Source organism: Butyrivibrio sp. INlla14 (assembly GCF_900102515.1).
In the GTDB taxonomy this organism is placed as follows: Bacteria; Bacillota; Clostridia; order Lachnospirales; family Lachnospiraceae; genus Butyrivibrio.
Genome location: NZ_FMVS01000005.1, coordinates 124,461 through 140,276 on the forward strand (window position 1 = coordinate 124,461; position 15,816 = coordinate 140,276).

Consider the following 15,816-nt stretch of genomic DNA (forward strand, 5'->3'; position numbering starts at 1 on the left):
CTCCTCTATCTCAGGCCTGCTGCCCTCTTGCTCCTTACCTTGGCCTTGCGCTGGATCATATCATCCTCCAGGCCATAACGGCATGCATCAATGGTGTGGTTATCCTTATCCGGGTACCCACCTTTGAAATTGCCGTTTTTGTCTCTCTCCAGTTCGTATGTTGAGAACTCCCTGGCTGCATTGGGGCAGGTTACCGGATCAATAATGATCTCATCTATCTCATTGCTCAGGTAATCCATTCCAAAATCTACTGATCCGGGGCCTTTCTTTGCTCCTATCAGCCTCAGCCCCATCTCATTGAATGTTGCAATGGATCTCGGTTCCTCGGAATCTGCCGTGATGATCTTATTCTCCGGATTGATCTTTTTGATCTTGGCCACTGCCTCCCGGTTCTTTAGGTTCACCTGGTAGATCTCCCGGTATATATAAAGCCTGTGCTGCTTTTTGTTGTAATGCATACGCAAGAATGCAAGAGGATCTGCTGCAAAACCAAAATCAAGGCCTTGCCTGATCTTGTCAAAGATAGCTATCTCCTCAGGTGTGATCTCTCTTAAGATCACATTATCAAATACCTTGCCTCCGGTACCTATGGCCTCACCCAGGTACTCATGCCGGTATGCCATGATCTTTCTTTTCTTGAGCTCATTGGCCTCAATAAAGAACTGCTCTCCCAGCCATTCCCTTGGTACAGTGAGGTATGTGGAGTGGTTGCACAGGGTATCATCCCTTACTGTGAGCACATCCTGGTTCACCCATGAATTGAGGCTCTTGGGTGGGTTCCAGGAGTAGAAAACCACATAATGATCTCCACCTCTCATGAGGGATTGGTTTATCTTTCTCTCATCCTCATCTCCCTCAAACTCGGCTCTTTCCTCATACCATATATACTTGAAATAGCCTCTCCTGAGCTTTATTGATTTTGATTTGTTCGGATCATCACATCCTCTGAACACTATTCTCTGCCCGGTTGGCAGATATGTGATCCTCAAGGGTGAGAGGCTCGGTTTCCACAAGTGTGATACACCCAGGGCATCAATGGCCCACAGGAGCTGCTCATATACACTCTCCTGGAGGGTGTTCCCTACTCTACGGAAACAGGCTGCATTTGCATCCGGATCCTGCATCATTCCCATTATGATCTCAATGCTTATGAATGAGCTCTTTGTGGATCCTCTGCCTCCGTACAGCTTATAGTGTGTATGTTTTCCCTCAATGATATCCCAGTGGATATCATAAAACTGCGGAGCAATCAGATCTGTGAGCTTAACCTCCATCTGTGCTCCTTGGGATATCGTTGATGATCGTTACTCCCTCAAGGGATCCTGATACCTCCTGCTTATCCACAAACAGCTTGTATCTTTTTCCCAGGAGCTCCGCTGCCCTGTTCCTGTCCTGGATTGAGGCATCCATATCAAACTGATCCTTGATCTCCCCTCTCATTACCCCGGTGAGATACTGCAAAACCTCATCAGCACTGGCTATTCTGTCCTTTTGCAGGCTTTCCATAACCTCTGCTATATATTGTTGAATCTGAGGTTTTCTCAGGTTTTCAGCTCCAATGGAGTAGGCTGTGCCTTTGGCATATCCTGCCCTTATTGCTGCATCCGTGGCATTTGGGTTCTCGATATAATACTCACAGAACCTCTTTTGCTTTTCGGTCAAGCCCTGCTGCCCCTTGGCCGTTTCCTTAACTGTTTTCTTGGCTGCTGTCTTTGGTTTTCCCTTGGTTGCTGCCTTTGTGGCCGTTTTTGGCTTTTGGGCTGTTTTATTCGTTGCCTTGCTCGGCTCTTTCTGCTTTTTCACTCTCTATCACCTCTCTCCACCTCTCAGCAAGGGCTTTCAGGAGATCGGCTCTACTGTAAAAGGTTTCACCATCCCGGTTGGGATGTTCCTCCCACAGGATCCATTTGGTGCAAACCCTGCCCTGTTTCTCTGAAAAATATTGCTGAGTGTTTACTTTCACCATTTCCCCATGTAACCTCAGGGCCGTGATCAATTTGTTGATCTTTGGTTGCAGATTCATCTTTGTTCAGCTCCTTTTTGTGAAACAGAAAGAGCACCCAGCCAAAGCCGGATGCCCTTTTTCAGGATCTTAATTGTTCGGGGATAAGCCAACACAATTTCACCTGCTATCATATTAACATTTCTAAAATGGGAAATGTGGGAAACTTTATCCGGGAGCAAATTATTTGCTCATTCTACCCTCCTATTGCCCTCATTTTGCCCTTTTTATTCCCTTGGATATATATTTATACCCCTGCTGCCGTTTCGGAGCTTTCTGCGGTCTCTCCGTGCTCCCTTAAATACTTTGATACTTTCTTTTCCACTGTGGTTCTGTCACAGTGCAGGGCATTGCCCACCTGTTCCCAGGTCATGCCCAGCTCATATCTGCCATGGAATATTCTCCGGATCTCGGAATTATGGATGGAATTGATAAACTCTGAGATATCTGCCTCAAGTATCTGTGCCTCCACCATTCTCTTTTCAAGCATACACTGCTTTTTGTGAATGGCTGCTCTCCTCTTTTTTGCTCCTTTCATATCCAGGCCTCTTATGGTTATGTTCACCTGGGTATAAGGGAACTCATGAGAGGATGCCTGCACCTTATCTGTCACTATCTCATTATTCTTTGAGCGTATGGCAGCTATCTCCCTGTTCAGTTCTTTGATCTCAGCTCTTAAACTGATGAGCTGCTCCAATCTTTCCTTGGTCACTGTTTCCATCCTCCCTTTTGTTTAGTTAAAAGGCAGCTCCTCATCCATTCCATCCGGAATGTTCATGAAATCATCTGAGCCTGCTGCCTCCGTGCCGCCTTTCTTGCTCTCTGCAAATTCCTGCTTTTCAATGATGCAATCACTTGTATATACCTTTTGGCCATCCTTATCATAGGATCCTGTTTGGGTATGCCCCTCCACAAGGATTTTCATGCCTTTCTTAAAGTATTTCTCTGCAAACTCTCCGGATTTGCCAAAGGCCACACATGATATGAAATCCGCTCCGGGATTTTCATTGTTCTTGGTTTTCATCCGGTCAACAGCCAGGGTGTACCTTGCCACTGCTTTATTGTCCTGGGAATATCTCACCTCCGGATCTCTTGTGAGCCTGCCCATATATATGCATTTATTCATTTCTCATCCTCTCTTTCAGCCTATGGCATATTTCTTTAAGCAATCCTTGCATATCTTTTTCTTAACGCTTGCCGGGCAGCAAGGTGGTAAATTCGTCCACACCTCCGCTTTTCTGTACTTTTCAAGCCAAATATATCTATGGCAATCGGTGCAATGAAAAGGGATAAGTGCTATTCGGTTAAATCGTGTTTTCATTCCTCATCCTCCATTCTTTCCAATAGTCTCTTAAGGTTTTTCTTTCTTGTTCTTCTCTTTCTTGCAAAGAATGCCAGGTGATAACACTTTTCAAGGCCTGCTGCCTGTGCGTGAGCTTTCAAACACTCTCTCCAGGCATCCCTTGCCCACCTCATTACCTTTTGCAGGTATGGTGAGAGCACATCCACAATCTTTTTGCAGAGCTCCCTAAGCTTTTCCTTTAGGATCTCAAAGATTTCCTTTAGTGCCTCTGCTGCATCTCTTATGGCATCCATCTGCTCAGCTGTTATCTCCATATGCTCCTCCTCATATTCCCTTGATCTGAGATGCAATCATATCAGCTGTATGGGTATATAACACATTCGGATACTTTTTCACCGCCCTTGTGTAGTATTCCCATTCTTTCTGATCCGTGAATGCTCCCATGTGGTACCGGATGCACATTATTTCTTCCTCTGTGAGGTTTATAAGCCCCATGAGCATTATGAGGCTCTTTTCTCCGTGTCCGGGATAGAGCTTTTCTTTGTTGTATTCGATACCGGGGCCTCCGTTATCTCCAAAGGGTAACATGTAGTAATCATCCAGCTTGCATACATCATGCAGCATTCCGACTATCTCCGGAGATTGTGCTCTCTGCCATGTGAGCCCAAGATCACAGGTGAGCTTTTTGAGCTCATATGTTACCTGGAGGGAGTGCTTGAATAATCCTCCCCATTCAGCTCCGTGATGGCTCTTTGCTGCTGGCTGTTCATAAAAGCCTGCTGCCTCAAGGTAATCCAGGAGAACCGGATACTTTCCAAACCAATCATCCATGATGTTCTCCATGGTTTCCCTGGTCATATTCTCCATTTCCTTATAGCTTTCCATCTTTGCCACCTTTCATGCTTTCATTCAGCACATTCTTGATCAGCAACACCATGAACAATATTGCCGCTAATGCCATCAGGATCAGTACAAGCAATCCCAGGACCTTAAGGATATACACCATTGTTGCAATCATCTGCCCTCTCCTTTCATTCTGTGTATCTGTCTATCTAATTTCTCGGTAATAAGATCCATGAACAGCCCCGGATCTATTTGCAGGAACATCAGCTCCTGGATAATCATGATGATTACATCTGCCATCTCCTCAACCAGGTTATCCGCTGCCTTGCTATCTTTTAGCCCTGAGGGCCTTGCTGATCTGTAATATTTACTCACTGCCTGGATGAGCTCCGCTGCCTCCTCCTGGAGCATCCTTGATTGAGGTTCATGGCCATAGGTACCGGCTATGATTTTGCACTTACTCAACACGGCTCTGCATTGAGTATTTATCGCATTTTTTACATTTTCATACTCCTCAAAACCGCATAAATCCGTTTCCGATTGCCCTCCGCATTGAGTATTTATCGCATTTGTTGCCATTTTATACCTCCGCTTTCAGCTCTAAGAATATGGCAACCTGCCATTTCAATCCGTTTACTATCTCCCAGGCCGCTTTTCTCTCCTGCTCATATTCGCTTTCCGTCTTTGCATTACTGTTATATGTGAGGGCATTCACATAGGATCTTGCCATTCCTTTGAATAAATACCGGCCATCCTGGAGCACATATTCATAGATGTGGCAATTTACCACCTCAATGTTATTCACTCCTGCTGCCTCTTGGTTTGATACCTCATTGATCACCTTTACCCCAGGGAACATCCTCAGGAGCCTTTTATATTTCTCCTTTGGTGTTTCGGTATCGATAATGTAATCGCATTCCTGGAACCTGATTCCGGCATCAGGCTGGTATTCTCCCTCTGCCCAATCTCTATCAAAGCCCTCTCTATCATCCACATAGGTTCCAAACATGGGACCCTGCTCCATGAGATAGAATGCCTCTTTGATACGGCCAACATTAAAGAAATCTCCATCCCAGCCCTCAAGAAATCCATCTCCATTCAGATCTACTCTGCAATCATTAAACTTATCCAGGTATGCTTTTACTATCTCAGCCTCCTCTTTTGAGAGGTTCATCTGCTGAGGATCCCTGATGGAATCCTCAACTATTTTCTCTATGCTCTTGCCTCCGGTCTTTAAAATTACTCTCACCTGTGCTCCTCCTTTGTGTACAGTTCGTGGGTACCATCCAGGATGTTTATTTCCTCATCCTCAAAGGTCCAGCCCCATTTCTTTAAGATCTTGAATGCCTCTACAAGCTGCTCTGCTTTTGAATCGTTGTATCTGCATCTCCAATCCATGAGATCTCCCACATTATCCATGGCATAATCTAACTGAATGAGCATCTTTTGGATGAGATGCAGCTTTGAGATCTTATCATCTGCCTCATCCTTGGCCTCCTGGGATGCCTCATAATCGGCTTTGCCGGTAAAGAACCTCCTGAGCTCTGATGGGCCTAAGTAGGTACTTATATTCACAAGTACATCCCACAGCTGTTCACAGGTCTCATATTCCTCTTTGATCCCATCCAGCTTTCCGGTGATAACCTCATCAATGAATATGTGCTTTTTCACCATGAGCTCTTTTACTTTCTTCTTGAGCTCCTTTTTGTTCTTCTCGGTAGGATCTGCCTCTTTTTTCTCTTTCTTCTTGGGTGTGGGCTTTATCAGCTTTACTGATCCATAATACCAGTACCATAGCCAATCACTCTGTATATCTGCCTGGGTGGCTTTGGCCAGCTTAGGCTCTTTCTCACTCCTTAAATCCCATTCCTTTACTGTTTCCCACTTTCCGGAGTACATCTCATGGGTTACTTTCTCAGGAGCCTCTTTCACTCCTGCTGCCTTTAGGAGCTTTATGATGATGGCTGCTCTCTTATCCATCTTTTCCTGCTCCGCTGCCTGGTGGGCTTTCCATGCAAGCTCCCTGGAATCCCTGGCATCTTTCAGGACCTTGTTTCTTGTCTTGATATCCTCTATCTTTTCAAGCTCATACAGATCTTTAAGGGTGAGCTGAAATGAATCATCCTGCTCCTTTTTCTTGATCTCCTTACCATCCAGCTTTGCAATGTTTAATCTGTGCCGGATGGCGGTTTTTGAAAATCCGGTTTTCTCTGCAAGCCCCTCCTCCGTATCTCCAAGATCAAGCATCAGCTGAAATCCGGTTGCCTGTTCCCATATGGTGAGATCTGCTCTCTGCATATTCTCCTCCAGCATGGTGGAGAGCTGCTCTTTCTCATCCATTCCCTCAACGATCCGGCAGGGTACCTCTGTGAGGCCTGCTGCCTTGGCAGCGTTAAATCTGCGGTGCCCTATGAGGAGAGTGTACTCATCCTCATGGAAATTGCCGGAATCATCCCAGTGGCCGGGAATAACAGTGAGATTCTGCATTATTCCGTTTTTCCTGATCGATTCCGTGAGTTCTGATACATCCCCTATACTTTTCCTGGGGTTTTGCGGATGTTCATGCAGTACATCCACACTCAACATGGTTGCTGTTTCGGTTCTCATTTGGCTTATCCTCCTTTGTTATAACTTACTGAGATCCTGTTCTCTGTTCCTTAGTGCTTTGGCTGCTGTTTCCCATACCTGCTCAAGCTCTTTCTCCTCTGCATGGATTATCTGCATATCACACCTGCCACCTCCTAAGTTGGCCATATCCTTGCCAAATACATCTATCCTCCATCTTGGGATTCCGGTGTGCATATACCTGAATGTCATGTATAGGGGATATTGGAGGGAGAGCCTGGTATATAATTCCATAAATTCATCCATTCCCTTTTTGTTCACCTTTATACCTTTCCCGGATCTCCATCATCCGCTTTTCATATTCCCAATCGTGCTCTGTTACAAAATGCTCAAACAGGAATTGGTAATGTGGATCTGTCCTGAGGTATAGATCCGGAACTCTTACCCAGGCAAATGGCACCATCCATTCTTTCCTGTGCTCTGTTTCTGCAAACAGCCATTTGGTGCCATATCCGGCATATGCCCACCAATGCCCATGAGCCCATGCCATATATGTGTAGTTGTAATATCCTCCCTTGAGCAGAGTGATGCAGTAATAGATATTCGGCTCAGGTGGGTTCTCAAGCTCTGTATAATGCCAGTTATCTATCCAGCCCTCCTCCGCTCTGCGTTTCTGATCAACTGGGATATCCCACTTTCTTTCAGCAGCTGTTTGCAGGTCCTGGATGTAATCAAACAGATTCAGCTGCTCCATAGCTCACCTCCAACTCCTGCATATCAAAGCCTGATCTCACAAATCTCATTGTTTTCTCATGGTTCACTGCATTTCCAAGGTGCTGATAGATCTTATAAAAATCCTCCTCGGTGAAATCGGTACCCCAAAACTCATTGAGCCCCTGCTGCATCATCTTCCTGAATGCCTGGTTATTCCTCTCTTTATCGTATGGCTGGCCTTTGGCTGCTGCCCTTGAGAGCCATTCAACGCTCTTGGCCACCACATCATCTCCGGTGTGGCAATCCTCCAAGAGAAAATACTGGTTTGTTCTCGGATGTACTATCAGCTCAAGCCTCTGATTGATAAAACTGCCTGGAAAGCATCTCATCAGATCAATGGCTGCTGCCTTTGGATCTCCTAATCCGTATCTTGTTTTCATGGCTTATCCCTCCGCTTTTTCCTTGTTTCTGCATGGTGCTTTGCGTCATATCTTAGATGGCAGGGAGCACACAGGGCTTTCAGATTGCTTTTGCTCACATCCTCCGGTATATGGTTCATATGAGCCACTGTGAGAGTATTTCTGTGGGTATCAAAGGGCTCTCCCGGTTTTCTGCACTGCTTTCCGCATTTCTCACATTTCCAGCCTGCTGCCTCTTTGATCTCAAATGCAATCTGCTCCCAGTTCTTTGGGTACCGCTCCCTTTCCATTGGCATATCAGGAATCCTCCTGTGGCCATCTGATAGCCTGGCCGCATGCCGGGCAGAAATCATGGGTATCATCCGGATATTCATAGCTGCATCCGCAATTTGGGCAGTGCCAAGTATCATATACAATCTGATCCGTTCCGGGAGCATATCCATCTCCGGTGATATCCGGGGATTGAGATATCTGCAAATCAAGGGCATTGATTGCCTCTTTCATGGCCGCTTTCATCTCCGGGGCCATGGTCTTATCAAACTTTTTCCTCATCTCTGTGAGGTATTCCTTTGCTCCTAAAGCATCATTTATCTCTGCCATAGCTTATTCCTCCGCAAATTCAAAGATATGCTGGCCGCTGCCCTCTCCGGTCATTACAACCACTCCTCCGTGAGGTATTCCAAATAATCCATAGCCTGCCCAGTTACATCCTGAGGAATCACCTTTCTTTGGTGAGCCTTTACCGGTATAGCGGCCTATGCATTCACAATATGCGGAATTAGCCGCCTCCTGCCCATCAAGGCCTGCATCAATGAAATCCTGCACTGCTGCCACATGGCCACACATAGGGCACTTGTATTTCCATTTCTTCACATCCTTGCCAAAGAGCCTCTCTCCCTCAGCTCTCCATGCATCCACGCTCTCAAAGGTTCTGATCTTCTCATCATCAAATCCCATTGAGGTATTTGATCCGGTTTTGATTTCTCTTTTCATTGGCTTATCCCTCCATTCACTTAAGTTTCAAAAACTCCACAATCTCCATGTATTCTTTTTCTGCGTTCTCTTTGCCCTGGGTGTATTCCCGGATCTTGGCATCAAGCACATCCAGCCTCTCATACAATACAAGCTGTATTGATTGTGGTATCTCCCTTGGTTCCGGGAGGAGTTCAGGCTCCTCCCATTCCTTTTTTTCAGGTTCCTTTTCCTCTTTCTTTTGGTATTTCCTCTTTAGCAGCTCCGCTCCCATCTCTTTCAGAATCTCTGTGATTTCCTCCTTGGAGCAGGCATTTAATTCTGCTAGGATACCTATTTGCTTGGTTTTATACTGCGCATTCTCATAGCTTTGCAGTATCTCACTGGGTTTCATTTCCATTTGCTGCTCCTTTCAGCACCCTCTCAATCTCTTTGAGCTTTCCGGGGCCAATACCTTTGATCTGAGATATTGCCTCAAGGGCTTTATCAGCATCAAAGCCTGCTGCCGCCTGAGCATCCCTGCTGCCTCTGAAATAGATCTCATTCAAGTAATCCTCAAGGGTTGCATGGTCCATTTTTCTAACTTCCTTGTATTTCTCCCTGTTGAGTTTTATAGGTTTTTCTGTTGTCCTCTTTGCCATTGGCTGAGCCTCCTTTTTCTTTCTCTTATCGGATATATGCCTGGCCGCTATCCTCAGCTTGGCCACATTCAGCCCTGCCTCTGTTATCTCCGGAAACTCGGATCTGTATCCTCTCCGGTTCATCTCCAGGTGTTCCTGCCTTGTTTCCAAAAACAGATTATCGATACTGATATGATCCGGATTCCCATCCTTGAAACTAACCAAACAGCCCTCCGGCACATCTCCATTCGCCTGCTGCCATATCAGTATATGTGTGAGCATCCATACATTGGGCTCTGCAATCTTGGTTTGATGGTACCCATCATCTCTTATCACCTCGGTACCAACCGGAACTGCATTGTGAGGCCTGCTGCCTCTTTGGAACATTGTGCCCTTGCATTTTTCATATTGTTCAGGGCTCATTTTCTTTCCCTTATTCCAGCCTCTGCCCTTTTCAAGATCTCCTCTCAATCCGGAATCAAGTTTGTTCCTGGCATAAAAGCCTTTGATCTGATCTCTTGAATAGCTTGTGCCAAAATTGCTGTTCACCATGTTTGCCATCTTCTGATGGCCATTTCCCTTGTAATGGGCTTTGATGAAATCGCATACCTCTTTTGGCCATGCCTGGGTATATACCTTTACCCTTGGGCCTCCGCTCAAATGATGGTTCTTTTTCAGTGAGTTCATGGCTTTGGCGGTCATAGGGTAATGGAATATAAAGCCCACGGCCTCTGCCAGTGCCCGGTTATCCATGATGAGGTAATTATCCTTGACAAATTCCAGCAGGCCCTCAGGATACCTATGCATTGTGAATCTCCAACATAACAGGCACCTGCCCCCCCTGGTTGTGTCCGTACTCATCCATGTGTTTCATGGTCTTAAAGGCCAATTCTCCATTTTGGATGATCTTTTCAGCAATCTTTGTCATGCCCTCGGAGCGTTTCAGCTCCTTTTCCAGGGTTTCCTCATCCATCTCATCATCATTGAGCCTCTCAAGCTGCTCAAAGAGATGGTTGTTCAGATCTCCCAGTGTGTTTCTTGTGTTACTCATGGCTTATCCCTCCATTTCACAAATAGTTCTTTCCAAACTGCTGCATCCATTCCTCATGTGAATACTTGGCCTCAAATGCTCTCTGTGCCACCTGCTGCAAATAAAGATCCACCTCTTTGTTCACATGTGGAGCCTCCGGGCCATATTCGTGATGCCTTTCATTGCACACATATGCCCACAGGCCAAAGTGCTCAGCTTTTTTCCGGTGTGGTCCGTGCATGAAATGGTGCTTGTGCAATCCGGTGTGTTTCAGTTCTCCAAAATATCCCTTTTCATCTGCCTCTTTCCTGCATAAATAGCATTCACGGCTCAAGGGATCTGTATGCTTTTGAATGATGCTCTTGGCCATCAGATATACCTCCGCTGTTCCCTCGGTATCTCTGTGCCGTGTACTGTGAACTCCCTTATGGGGATATGCAGCTCCTTGGCCTTATCGATCTCATCATCCATGCCGCCTGCTGCCGTTCCAAAGATCCACAGCTCATCACATTCATCAATCAGCTCCAGGCCGATATTCAATGCAATCTGCCTTTCAATCGGTACATCATCACTCATGAACTGGGTGAAATAGATGTGAGGAGTGATTGGCAGGCACATCTTTTCAATGGCCATCCTTGAGTAGTTCTTTGCCCTCTGCACATTCTCCTCAATCTTTCCCTGGGATGAGTATGCTGAGCATATATACACTTTTTTCATTCTTCCCTGCTCCATTCTTCAAATTCTTTCTGTACTGCTGCCTGCATCACTGTTTGATAATCGTGATGCCCTCCGTGTATGGTGTAGGTGTGAGGATCCATTTTCTCTGTGAGGAGCTCCCACAGGTCCTTATTCCTCACCTCTTTGCCTTTGGCATTGTGCCAATTATTCTTTTTCCACTGGATGTGCCAATGGTTTCCCATGGTGTTCAGCACATTATCACATTGGGTGATGATCTCCACATCACATGGAACTTTCAGCATATGAAATGCATTTATCATGGCCATCAAACAGCCTGCTGCCTCGGTGCCATCTTTCTTGTGAATGAATCCCTGCCTGGTGATGGGGATATCATCTTTCATGTATTCCATCAGCCACATTGCCACTCCATCCCTTTTGGATGGTCCGTGCCAGGTGCTCTCTATGATCATCCGTATTTTCATCCTGAACCACCTCCCGGATCCTTTTTATCAATCCTTTTCATGGAGTAATGCTGGTATGGGTACATGGTCACAGGATTGATTCCGTTGTATACAGTTGATGGGATGATCATGTATCCTTTCTTGGGCTTTGGTTCATCCGGCCATTTCCTCCTGAGGAGCTTTTTCCTCTTGGGCTTTGGTATGATCAGGTTCCTTGATCTTGAATATGTGGCCTTGCCCTTTTCCTCCTCCTCTTTGGTTTCGATCTTCACAATGTACTCAGCCAGGTTCTCATAATCTCCATCCTCATACAGATCAATGAATGTTTTGAACCCCGGCCACATCTTCTTAATGAGATCCACAGTGTTGAAATCCGGTGTGTGGATATCCTCAATGATGATGTGATGATGGAGGGCCTGCCCTTTTTTACCCCTCTCTGTTACTGCAATAAATTTCAGCTGATATCCTTTTTTCTTGTATACCCTCCGGATCTTATCCAGGAAATTCTTAAGGTTCTTTTTTGCCCTCTCATATGTCTCAGGTCTTTCTCCGGGTTTATACTTTAGGATCAGGTGCCAATCTCCCTCTTTGAAATTGGCCAGGATTATCCTTTGGATCTTTTTTGCCCGGTTGGTCCTGTTCTGTCTCTCTATATCCTCAGGTGTCCTTTTCCTTTTGGGCTGTCTTGGTTTACCCGGTGCTCCATAATTACCAGGGTAATAATGTTCCACCTGGATCACCCTCCCAAGATCATATTCATTTCTGATATACATTTTTGGTGTATCACCTCCCTAAGTTTAATATCCTAATGAGCCACTTAAGAGGCTGTGAAAAACCTCTTAAAAACGGCAAAAATAAAGGATTTTTGCTTGATAAATTTAGGCTTTTGTGATACACTATTTATAAGGTTTGGGTGTGTATCACATCCTCGGAATTAGGGCTGCTTGCAACAGCTCTTTTTCTATGTCCAAAGATCGGCCATTATTGCCCCAATTATCGCCACTGTCATGCCTATAGCCATGAGAGTGCATACCATTCTGATATCATTTCCCGGAGCATCAAATCCTGATGCAACCAGCAGTGAGAAAAGCATCCCTCCTCCTGCCATGATCTCCCCGGCTTTCTTCTTTTTACTTTCCATGTGATCTCTCCCACTGGGCAGCTCTTTCACAGATCGCTATGCAATCATATGTATCTCCCACCCATTTCTTTTGTTCGTAGAGCTTGGCTCCGTTTCCTATTCCGGCCTTGTAGCAGAGGATCACATAATATGGATCTGTGTTCTGATCGAACAGCTCCCGGAGGATCCTGAGGCCTGCTGCCACATTCTCCTTTTCATCAGATACATCCAGCCCATAATCATCAGCCATCCGCTGCCAGTTGCACTGATTGATCTGCATGTATCCCACCGATCTGCCACCATCACCCACTGCATCCGGATTAAATGAGCTCTCCGTTTCCATGAGTGCCAGGGCGAACTCATATGAGAGATCCAGCTCCTTGCACTCCTGCTGCATGAATATCTGCATATCCTCCGGGAGAGGCACATCCTCATATGCTATGAACTCCGGCACATAGGTTTCTATTATCACCGGCTCCGGAGGAACATATTCCGGGATTGGCTCCCAGGTGAGATCTACTGTCTGCAAAGGTTCTGCCTGTGCCGCCCTGGGAGATTCAGTGCACCATGTAAAGATTGCTATGAGCCACATTGCCAAAATCAGGGCTGCTGCCGTTAAATGTTTCCTTTTCACGCTTTCTCCTTTCTCTTTTCCACTTTCTGAACTCTTTTTCATGCACCGGATCCTTGAAATAATCCAGCACCGCTCTCTCTATAAAACCAGCCTGGAGCAATGCCACATGATCCGGGATTGCTTTTGGCTTTATCACTCCCATACTCATTCCTCCCGGTACATTTCTTTGGGATCCGCTCCGGTAAATTTACAGATTGCCAGGAACTCATCAGCTCTTAATTCTCTCCGGCCCTGCATAACCGGGTACAATACTCCGGCTGATACTCCTGTGGCCGTTGAGATGGCAGAGCCTTTTATTCCTCTCTGCTTGATGTATTCCATCAGGTTATGTGTAGCGGTGCCCTGCATCTGTTTCTGCATCCTAATACCTCCTTTCTGTGTGGTATCTAATTTGAATACCTAATCGCATTATATTAACTGATTTAGATACTGTCAACTATTTTTTATTTATTTTAGATACTTTTTCGTTTCTTTTGTGTTTCGTCTGTGATATATTGATTGTGGAAAGGTGGGTGATTTTACTGATGAACAACGTTGAAATCGGAGAAAAGTTGCGTTCCATGCGTGAGGCTGCTGGTCTCACCGCCAAAGATGTTGCGGCTCAACTTTTGGAGGATTATGGCATTGATATGAATCACAGAACCCTGTTCAATTATGAAAAGGGCAGGAGTTCCCCTGATATAAGCAGATTTCTTGCTCTATGTGATTTGTACAGATCAAAGAATGTGCTCACAGATTTTGGATATGGTGCTTATTTATCAAAATCTGATGGATATGAGGATATTACCCTCTTTGAGGATGAATACACTCCGGAGAACTGGCAAATGCTCAAGAATTTTATTTCCCTGGTACCGGCCAAGGATAAAAAATGATATTAAACTTAGGGGATAAGCTATGAATGCAGTAATATATGCCCGGTATTCTCCTGGGCCAAGGCAAACAGATCAGAGCATAGAGGGCCAGGTGAGAGATTGTATGGCCTATGCTGAGCAGAATGATATAAAGGTGTTAAAGGTGTATGCAGATAGGCATATATCCGGTACCGACTTTGAAAAGAGAGCTGAGTTCAATAAGATGCTCCGGGATAGTGAAAAGGGGCAGTTTGAGGCTATCATTGTATGGAAAATTGACCGGTTCGGCAGAGATAGGGAGGAGATTGCCCTTAATAAGATCAAATTAAAGAGGCATGGCATCAAATTATTGTATGCCAAGGAGGTGATCCCGGATGGTCCTGAGGGAATTATCCTGGAATCACTTATGGAGGGATTGGCTGAGTATTATGTGGCCGATCTGCGGCAAAAGGTAAAGAGAGGGCAGAGAGAATCTGCTCTGAAAGGTTTGGCGGTGAGCGGTATGGCTGCTTATGGATATAAAATCAGTGATGAAAAGAAATATATAGAGAATGAGAATGAATCCTGGGTGGTGAAATATGTTTTTGAGCATTATGCGGCCGGGAAAACGGCCACAGAGATCCTTGATGAGCTCACCAGGATGGGTGTAAAGAACAGGAAAGGCTCTCCCATCACCAAGAATGGCATATACTCCATGATAAGAAATGAGAAATACATAGGCAAATGCACCTATGATGGCATAGATATCCCCATCCCTGCCCTCATTTCTGAGGAGTTATGGGATGCAGTGCAATCCAAGATTATAAGGAGGCCTCACTCATCAGCTGTGTATAAGGCTCCGGAGAGGTATCTTTTATCCCTCAAGGCTTTCTGTGGGGAATGTGGAGCCATGCTGGTGGGAGAATCCGGCTATGGAAAGCAGGGGAATAAATATCTGTACTATAAGTGCGGCACACGGAAAAAGAAAGGGCACTCTCATGATTGCTCCCTCAAAACCATCCGGAAAGAACAGCTGGAGGATTTTGTGGTGCAGTATACCATTTCTGATGTGCTCCAGGATGATGTGATCGATTATATAGCGGATAAGGTTATTGAGATCAATAAAAAGCATACTGTGAACCAGTTGCTCTCACAGCTTAAATCTGCCCTCAGGAAAGCGGAGAATGGCCGCAATAACCTCCTTAAGGCAATAGAGGATGGAATATATACCCCATCAACAAAAGAGAGGCTCCTGGAGCTTGAGAATGAGTGTGAGGAGCTCAAGGTTCAGATTGCAAAGGAGAGTATCAAAAAGCCGGAGATCACCAAAGATCATGTGGTGTATTGGCTTGAGATGTTCAGAAAAGGGAATATCAAAGATGAGGGATTCAAACAGAGGCTCCTGGATGTATTCGTGCACTCTGTTTATGTCTACAATGAAAAAGTGGTTATTGCCTATAACTACACAGACAATAACCACGATAATTCCATTGATGTACCCGGAATCCTGGAGGGTTCGGATACATTTGTGAAAGTGAGACACGGGGGATTCGAACCCCCGACAACTTGATTAAAAGTCAAGTGCTCTACCACCTGAGCTAGTATCCCATATAATCTTGTATCTT

30 protein-coding genes and 1 tRNA gene are annotated in these 15,816 nt (G+C 45.4%); 2 read left to right on the forward strand and 29 right to left on the reverse strand.

Going from position 1 to position 15,816, the window contains the following annotated elements; genetic code table 11:
• Positions 1 to 5 precede the first annotated feature (5 nt).
• From BLO53_RS04065 to BLO53_RS04195, 28 genes are all read right to left on the reverse strand, one after another.
• Positions 6 to 1,274 carry a PBSX family phage terminase large subunit gene (locus BLO53_RS04065; protein WP_092059234.1) on the reverse strand — a complete coding sequence of 423 codons (1,269 nt, stop codon included), beginning with the start codon at positions 1,272 to 1,274 and terminating at the stop codon, positions 6 to 8.
• Positions 1,264 to 1,803: a terminase small subunit gene (locus BLO53_RS04070; RefSeq protein ID WP_330388807.1), complete on the reverse strand. Its 540-nt coding sequence runs from the start codon at positions 1,801 to 1,803 to the stop codon at positions 1,264 to 1,266. Before BLO53_RS04070 ends, BLO53_RS04065 begins: the two co-directional genes overlap by 11 nt.
• Positions 1,766 to 2,023 carry a hypothetical protein gene (locus tag BLO53_RS04075; protein WP_092059235.1) on the reverse strand — a complete coding sequence of 86 codons (258 nt, stop codon included), beginning with the start codon at positions 2,021 to 2,023 and terminating at the stop codon, positions 1,766 to 1,768. Before BLO53_RS04075 ends, BLO53_RS04070 begins: the two co-directional genes overlap by 38 nt.
• 226 nt (positions 2,024 to 2,249) lie before the next feature.
• Positions 2,250 to 2,714: a hypothetical protein gene (locus BLO53_RS04080; protein ID WP_143003202.1), complete on the reverse strand. Its 465-nt coding sequence runs from the start codon at positions 2,712 to 2,714 to the stop codon at positions 2,250 to 2,252.
• 21 nt (positions 2,715 to 2,735) lie between these two features.
• The gene (locus BLO53_RS04085; protein ID WP_092059237.1) at positions 2,736 to 3,128 is read right to left on the reverse strand and encodes a single-stranded DNA-binding protein; all 393 of its coding nucleotides are present in this window, start codon (positions 3,126 to 3,128) and stop codon (positions 2,736 to 2,738) included.
• 191 nt (positions 3,129 to 3,319) lie between these two features.
• The gene (locus tag BLO53_RS04095; protein WP_092059239.1) at positions 3,320 to 3,619 is read right to left on the reverse strand and encodes a hypothetical protein; all 300 of its coding nucleotides are present in this window, start codon (positions 3,617 to 3,619) and stop codon (positions 3,320 to 3,322) included.
• Between the two features lie 10 nt (positions 3,620 to 3,629).
• Positions 3,630 to 4,190, reverse strand: coding sequence for a hypothetical protein (locus tag BLO53_RS04100; protein WP_092059240.1), 561 nt, complete (start codon positions 4,188 to 4,190; stop codon positions 3,630 to 3,632).
• On the reverse strand, positions 4,177 to 4,323 hold the full coding sequence (locus tag BLO53_RS19105; RefSeq protein ID WP_176757156.1) for a hypothetical protein: 147 nt from the start codon (positions 4,321 to 4,323) through the stop codon (positions 4,177 to 4,179). Before BLO53_RS19105 ends, BLO53_RS04100 begins: the two co-directional genes overlap by 14 nt.
• Positions 4,320 to 4,727 carry a MazG nucleotide pyrophosphohydrolase domain-containing protein gene (locus BLO53_RS04105; protein WP_092059241.1) on the reverse strand — a complete coding sequence of 136 codons (408 nt, stop codon included), beginning with the start codon at positions 4,725 to 4,727 and terminating at the stop codon, positions 4,320 to 4,322. Before BLO53_RS04105 ends, BLO53_RS19105 begins: the two co-directional genes overlap by 4 nt.
• Position 4,728: 1 nt before the next feature.
• The gene (locus BLO53_RS04110) at positions 4,729 to 5,397 is read right to left on the reverse strand and encodes a hypothetical protein (RefSeq protein ID WP_092059242.1); all 669 of its coding nucleotides are present in this window, start codon (positions 5,395 to 5,397) and stop codon (positions 4,729 to 4,731) included.
• Positions 5,394 to 6,755, reverse strand: a complete 1,362-nt coding sequence (locus BLO53_RS04115; protein ID WP_242875295.1) for a ParB/RepB/Spo0J family partition protein — start codon at positions 6,753 to 6,755, stop codon at positions 5,394 to 5,396. Before BLO53_RS04115 ends, BLO53_RS04110 begins: the two co-directional genes overlap by 4 nt.
• An 18-nt stretch (positions 6,756 to 6,773) precedes the next feature.
• Complete coding sequence (locus tag BLO53_RS04120) at positions 6,774 to 7,019, reverse strand: hypothetical protein (protein ID WP_092059243.1); 246 nt, start codon at positions 7,017 to 7,019, stop codon at positions 6,774 to 6,776.
• On the reverse strand, positions 7,012 to 7,467 hold the full coding sequence (locus BLO53_RS04125) for a hypothetical protein (protein ID WP_092059244.1): 456 nt from the start codon (positions 7,465 to 7,467) through the stop codon (positions 7,012 to 7,014). Before BLO53_RS04125 ends, BLO53_RS04120 begins: the two co-directional genes overlap by 8 nt.
• On the reverse strand, positions 7,445 to 7,867 hold the full coding sequence (locus BLO53_RS04130) for a hypothetical protein (RefSeq protein WP_092059245.1): 423 nt from the start codon (positions 7,865 to 7,867) through the stop codon (positions 7,445 to 7,447). The genes BLO53_RS04125 and BLO53_RS04130 overlap by 23 nt, the downstream gene beginning before the upstream one ends.
• A complete protein-coding gene (locus BLO53_RS04135; protein ID WP_092059246.1) occupies positions 7,864 to 8,142 on the reverse strand; it encodes a hypothetical protein in 279 nt (92 codons plus the stop codon). The genes BLO53_RS04130 and BLO53_RS04135 overlap by 4 nt, the downstream gene beginning before the upstream one ends.
• Position 8,143: 1 nt before the next feature.
• Positions 8,144 to 8,446: a hypothetical protein gene (locus BLO53_RS04140; protein ID WP_092059247.1), complete on the reverse strand. Its 303-nt coding sequence runs from the start codon at positions 8,444 to 8,446 to the stop codon at positions 8,144 to 8,146.
• A gap of 3 nt (positions 8,447 to 8,449) precedes the next feature.
• Positions 8,450 to 8,839, reverse strand: a complete 390-nt coding sequence (locus tag BLO53_RS04145; RefSeq protein ID WP_092059248.1) for a VVA0879 family protein — start codon at positions 8,837 to 8,839, stop codon at positions 8,450 to 8,452.
• 16 nt (positions 8,840 to 8,855) lie between these two features.
• A complete protein-coding gene (locus BLO53_RS04150; protein WP_092059249.1) occupies positions 8,856 to 9,218 on the reverse strand; it encodes a hypothetical protein in 363 nt (120 codons plus the stop codon).
• Complete coding sequence (locus BLO53_RS04155) at positions 9,199 to 10,245, reverse strand: HNH endonuclease signature motif containing protein (protein ID WP_176757157.1); 1,047 nt, start codon at positions 10,243 to 10,245, stop codon at positions 9,199 to 9,201. The genes BLO53_RS04150 and BLO53_RS04155 overlap by 20 nt, the downstream gene beginning before the upstream one ends.
• Positions 10,238 to 10,489 (reverse strand): hypothetical protein, encoded by a 252-nt coding sequence (locus BLO53_RS04160; RefSeq protein ID WP_092059251.1) that lies wholly within the window; start codon positions 10,487 to 10,489, stop codon positions 10,238 to 10,240. Before BLO53_RS04160 ends, BLO53_RS04155 begins: the two co-directional genes overlap by 8 nt.
• Positions 10,490 to 10,505: 16 nt before the next feature.
• Positions 10,506 to 10,838, reverse strand: a complete 333-nt coding sequence (locus tag BLO53_RS04165) for a hypothetical protein (RefSeq protein ID WP_092059252.1) — start codon at positions 10,836 to 10,838, stop codon at positions 10,506 to 10,508.
• Entirely contained in the window at positions 10,838 to 11,185 is a 348-nt protein-coding gene (locus tag BLO53_RS04170; RefSeq protein ID WP_092059253.1) for a DUF7768 domain-containing protein, read from the reverse strand. Before BLO53_RS04170 ends, BLO53_RS04165 begins: the two co-directional genes overlap by 1 nt.
• Positions 11,182 to 11,628: an RNase H family protein gene (locus BLO53_RS04175; protein ID WP_092059254.1), complete on the reverse strand. Its 447-nt coding sequence runs from the start codon at positions 11,626 to 11,628 to the stop codon at positions 11,182 to 11,184. Before BLO53_RS04175 ends, BLO53_RS04170 begins: the two co-directional genes overlap by 4 nt.
• Positions 11,625 to 12,380 carry a rolling circle replication-associated protein gene (locus tag BLO53_RS04180; protein ID WP_092059255.1) on the reverse strand — a complete coding sequence of 252 codons (756 nt, stop codon included), beginning with the start codon at positions 12,378 to 12,380 and terminating at the stop codon, positions 11,625 to 11,627. The genes BLO53_RS04175 and BLO53_RS04180 overlap by 4 nt, the downstream gene beginning before the upstream one ends.
• 188 nt (positions 12,381 to 12,568) lie before the next feature.
• Positions 12,569 to 12,748, reverse strand: coding sequence for a hypothetical protein (locus BLO53_RS04185; RefSeq protein ID WP_092059256.1), 180 nt, complete (start codon positions 12,746 to 12,748; stop codon positions 12,569 to 12,571).
• Positions 12,738 to 13,361 carry a lytic transglycosylase domain-containing protein gene (locus BLO53_RS04190; RefSeq protein WP_176757158.1) on the reverse strand — a complete coding sequence of 208 codons (624 nt, stop codon included), beginning with the start codon at positions 13,359 to 13,361 and terminating at the stop codon, positions 12,738 to 12,740. The genes BLO53_RS04185 and BLO53_RS04190 overlap by 11 nt, the downstream gene beginning before the upstream one ends.
• Positions 13,285 to 13,503 (reverse strand): hypothetical protein, encoded by a 219-nt coding sequence (locus BLO53_RS19110; protein WP_176757159.1) that lies wholly within the window; start codon positions 13,501 to 13,503, stop codon positions 13,285 to 13,287. The genes BLO53_RS04190 and BLO53_RS19110 overlap by 77 nt, the downstream gene beginning before the upstream one ends.
• 2 nt (positions 13,504 to 13,505) lie before the next feature.
• The gene (locus BLO53_RS04195) at positions 13,506 to 13,721 is read right to left on the reverse strand and encodes a helix-turn-helix domain-containing protein (RefSeq protein ID WP_092059258.1); all 216 of its coding nucleotides are present in this window, start codon (positions 13,719 to 13,721) and stop codon (positions 13,506 to 13,508) included.
• A 164-nt stretch (positions 13,722 to 13,885) separates the two neighbouring features.
• Between BLO53_RS04195 and BLO53_RS04200 the strand changes: the two genes are divergently transcribed.
• The gene (locus tag BLO53_RS04200) at positions 13,886 to 14,233 is read left to right on the forward strand and encodes a helix-turn-helix domain-containing protein (protein ID WP_092059259.1); all 348 of its coding nucleotides are present in this window, start codon (positions 13,886 to 13,888) and stop codon (positions 14,231 to 14,233) included.
• 22 nt (positions 14,234 to 14,255) lie between these two features.
• Positions 14,256 to 15,761 (forward strand): recombinase family protein, encoded by a 1,506-nt coding sequence (locus tag BLO53_RS04205; protein ID WP_092059260.1) that lies wholly within the window; start codon positions 14,256 to 14,258, stop codon positions 15,759 to 15,761.
• Here BLO53_RS04205 and BLO53_RS04210 read toward each other — a convergent pair.
• Positions 15,727 to 15,799, reverse strand: a tRNA-Lys gene (locus BLO53_RS04210). The two genes, BLO53_RS04205 and BLO53_RS04210, sit on opposite strands and share 35 nt — an antisense overlap.
• Positions 15,800 to 15,816 lie beyond the last annotated feature (17 nt).

What these genes read in the sequence shown, in the direction of transcription:
- BLO53_RS04105 (WP_092059241.1), bottom strand. Translation starts at nt 4,727, where the DNA reads ATGGCAACAAATGCGATAAATACTCAATGCGGAGGGCAATCGGAAACG.
- BLO53_RS04155 (WP_176757157.1), bottom strand. Translation starts at nt 10,245, where the DNA reads ATGCATAGGTATCCTGAGGGCCTGCTGGAATTTGTCAAGGATAATTAC.
- BLO53_RS04145 (WP_092059248.1), bottom strand. Translation starts at nt 8,839, where the DNA reads ATGAAAAGAGAAATCAAAACCGGATCAAATACCTCAATGGGATTTGAT.
- BLO53_RS04185 (WP_092059256.1), bottom strand. Translation starts at nt 12,748, where the DNA reads ATGGAAAGTAAAAAGAAGAAAGCCGGGGAGATCATGGCAGGAGGAGGG.
- BLO53_RS04095 (WP_092059239.1), bottom strand. Translation starts at nt 3,619, where the DNA reads ATGGAGATAACAGCTGAGCAGATGGATGCCATAAGAGATGCAGCAGAG.
- BLO53_RS04120 (WP_092059243.1), bottom strand. Translation starts at nt 7,019, where the DNA reads ATGGATGAATTTATGGAATTATATACCAGGCTCTCCCTCCAATATCCC.
- BLO53_RS04085 (WP_092059237.1), bottom strand. Translation starts at nt 3,128, where the DNA reads ATGAATAAATGCATATATATGGGCAGGCTCACAAGAGATCCGGAGGTG.
- BLO53_RS19105 (WP_176757156.1), bottom strand. Translation starts at nt 4,323, where the DNA reads ATGATTGCAACAATGGTGTATATCCTTAAGGTCCTGGGATTGCTTGTA.
- BLO53_RS04175 (WP_092059254.1), bottom strand. Translation starts at nt 11,628, where the DNA reads ATGAAAATACGGATGATCATAGAGAGCACCTGGCACGGACCATCCAAA.
- BLO53_RS04125 (WP_092059244.1), bottom strand. Translation starts at nt 7,467, where the DNA reads ATGGAGCAGCTGAATCTGTTTGATTACATCCAGGACCTGCAAACAGCT.
- BLO53_RS19110 (WP_176757159.1), bottom strand. Translation starts at nt 13,503, where the DNA reads ATGGGAGTGATAAAGCCAAAAGCAATCCCGGATCATGTGGCATTGCTC.
- BLO53_RS04140 (WP_092059247.1), bottom strand. Translation starts at nt 8,446, where the DNA reads ATGGCAGAGATAAATGATGCTTTAGGAGCAAAGGAATACCTCACAGAG.
- BLO53_RS04150 (WP_092059249.1), bottom strand. Translation starts at nt 9,218, where the DNA reads ATGGAAATGAAACCCAGTGAGATACTGCAAAGCTATGAGAATGCGCAG.
- BLO53_RS04100 (WP_092059240.1), bottom strand. Translation starts at nt 4,190, where the DNA reads ATGGAAAGCTATAAGGAAATGGAGAATATGACCAGGGAAACCATGGAG.
- BLO53_RS04135 (WP_092059246.1), bottom strand. Translation starts at nt 8,142, where the DNA reads ATGCCAATGGAAAGGGAGCGGTACCCAAAGAACTGGGAGCAGATTGCA.
- BLO53_RS04200 (WP_092059259.1), top strand. Translation starts at nt 13,886, where the DNA reads ATGAACAACGTTGAAATCGGAGAAAAGTTGCGTTCCATGCGTGAGGCT.
- BLO53_RS04160 (WP_092059251.1), bottom strand. Translation starts at nt 10,489, where the DNA reads ATGAGTAACACAAGAAACACACTGGGAGATCTGAACAACCATCTCTTT.
- BLO53_RS04170 (WP_092059253.1), bottom strand. Translation starts at nt 11,185, where the DNA reads ATGAAAAAAGTGTATATATGCTCAGCATACTCATCCCAGGGAAAGATT.
- BLO53_RS04130 (WP_092059245.1), bottom strand. Translation starts at nt 7,867, where the DNA reads ATGAAAACAAGATACGGATTAGGAGATCCAAAGGCAGCAGCCATTGAT.
- BLO53_RS04195 (WP_092059258.1), bottom strand. Translation starts at nt 13,721, where the DNA reads ATGCAGAAACAGATGCAGGGCACCGCTACACATAACCTGATGGAATAC.
- BLO53_RS04165 (WP_092059252.1), bottom strand. Translation starts at nt 10,838, where the DNA reads ATGGCCAAGAGCATCATTCAAAAGCATACAGATCCCTTGAGCCGTGAA.
- BLO53_RS04115 (WP_242875295.1), bottom strand. Translation starts at nt 6,755, where the DNA reads ATGAGAACCGAAACAGCAACCATGTTGAGTGTGGATGTACTGCATGAA.
- BLO53_RS04180 (WP_092059255.1), bottom strand. Translation starts at nt 12,380, where the DNA reads ATGTATATCAGAAATGAATATGATCTTGGGAGGGTGATCCAGGTGGAA.
- BLO53_RS04065 (WP_092059234.1), bottom strand. Translation starts at nt 1,274, where the DNA reads ATGGAGGTTAAGCTCACAGATCTGATTGCTCCGCAGTTTTATGATATC.
- BLO53_RS04205 (WP_092059260.1), top strand. Translation starts at nt 14,256, where the DNA reads ATGAATGCAGTAATATATGCCCGGTATTCTCCTGGGCCAAGGCAAACA.
- BLO53_RS04075 (WP_092059235.1), bottom strand. Translation starts at nt 2,023, where the DNA reads ATGAATCTGCAACCAAAGATCAACAAATTGATCACGGCCCTGAGGTTA.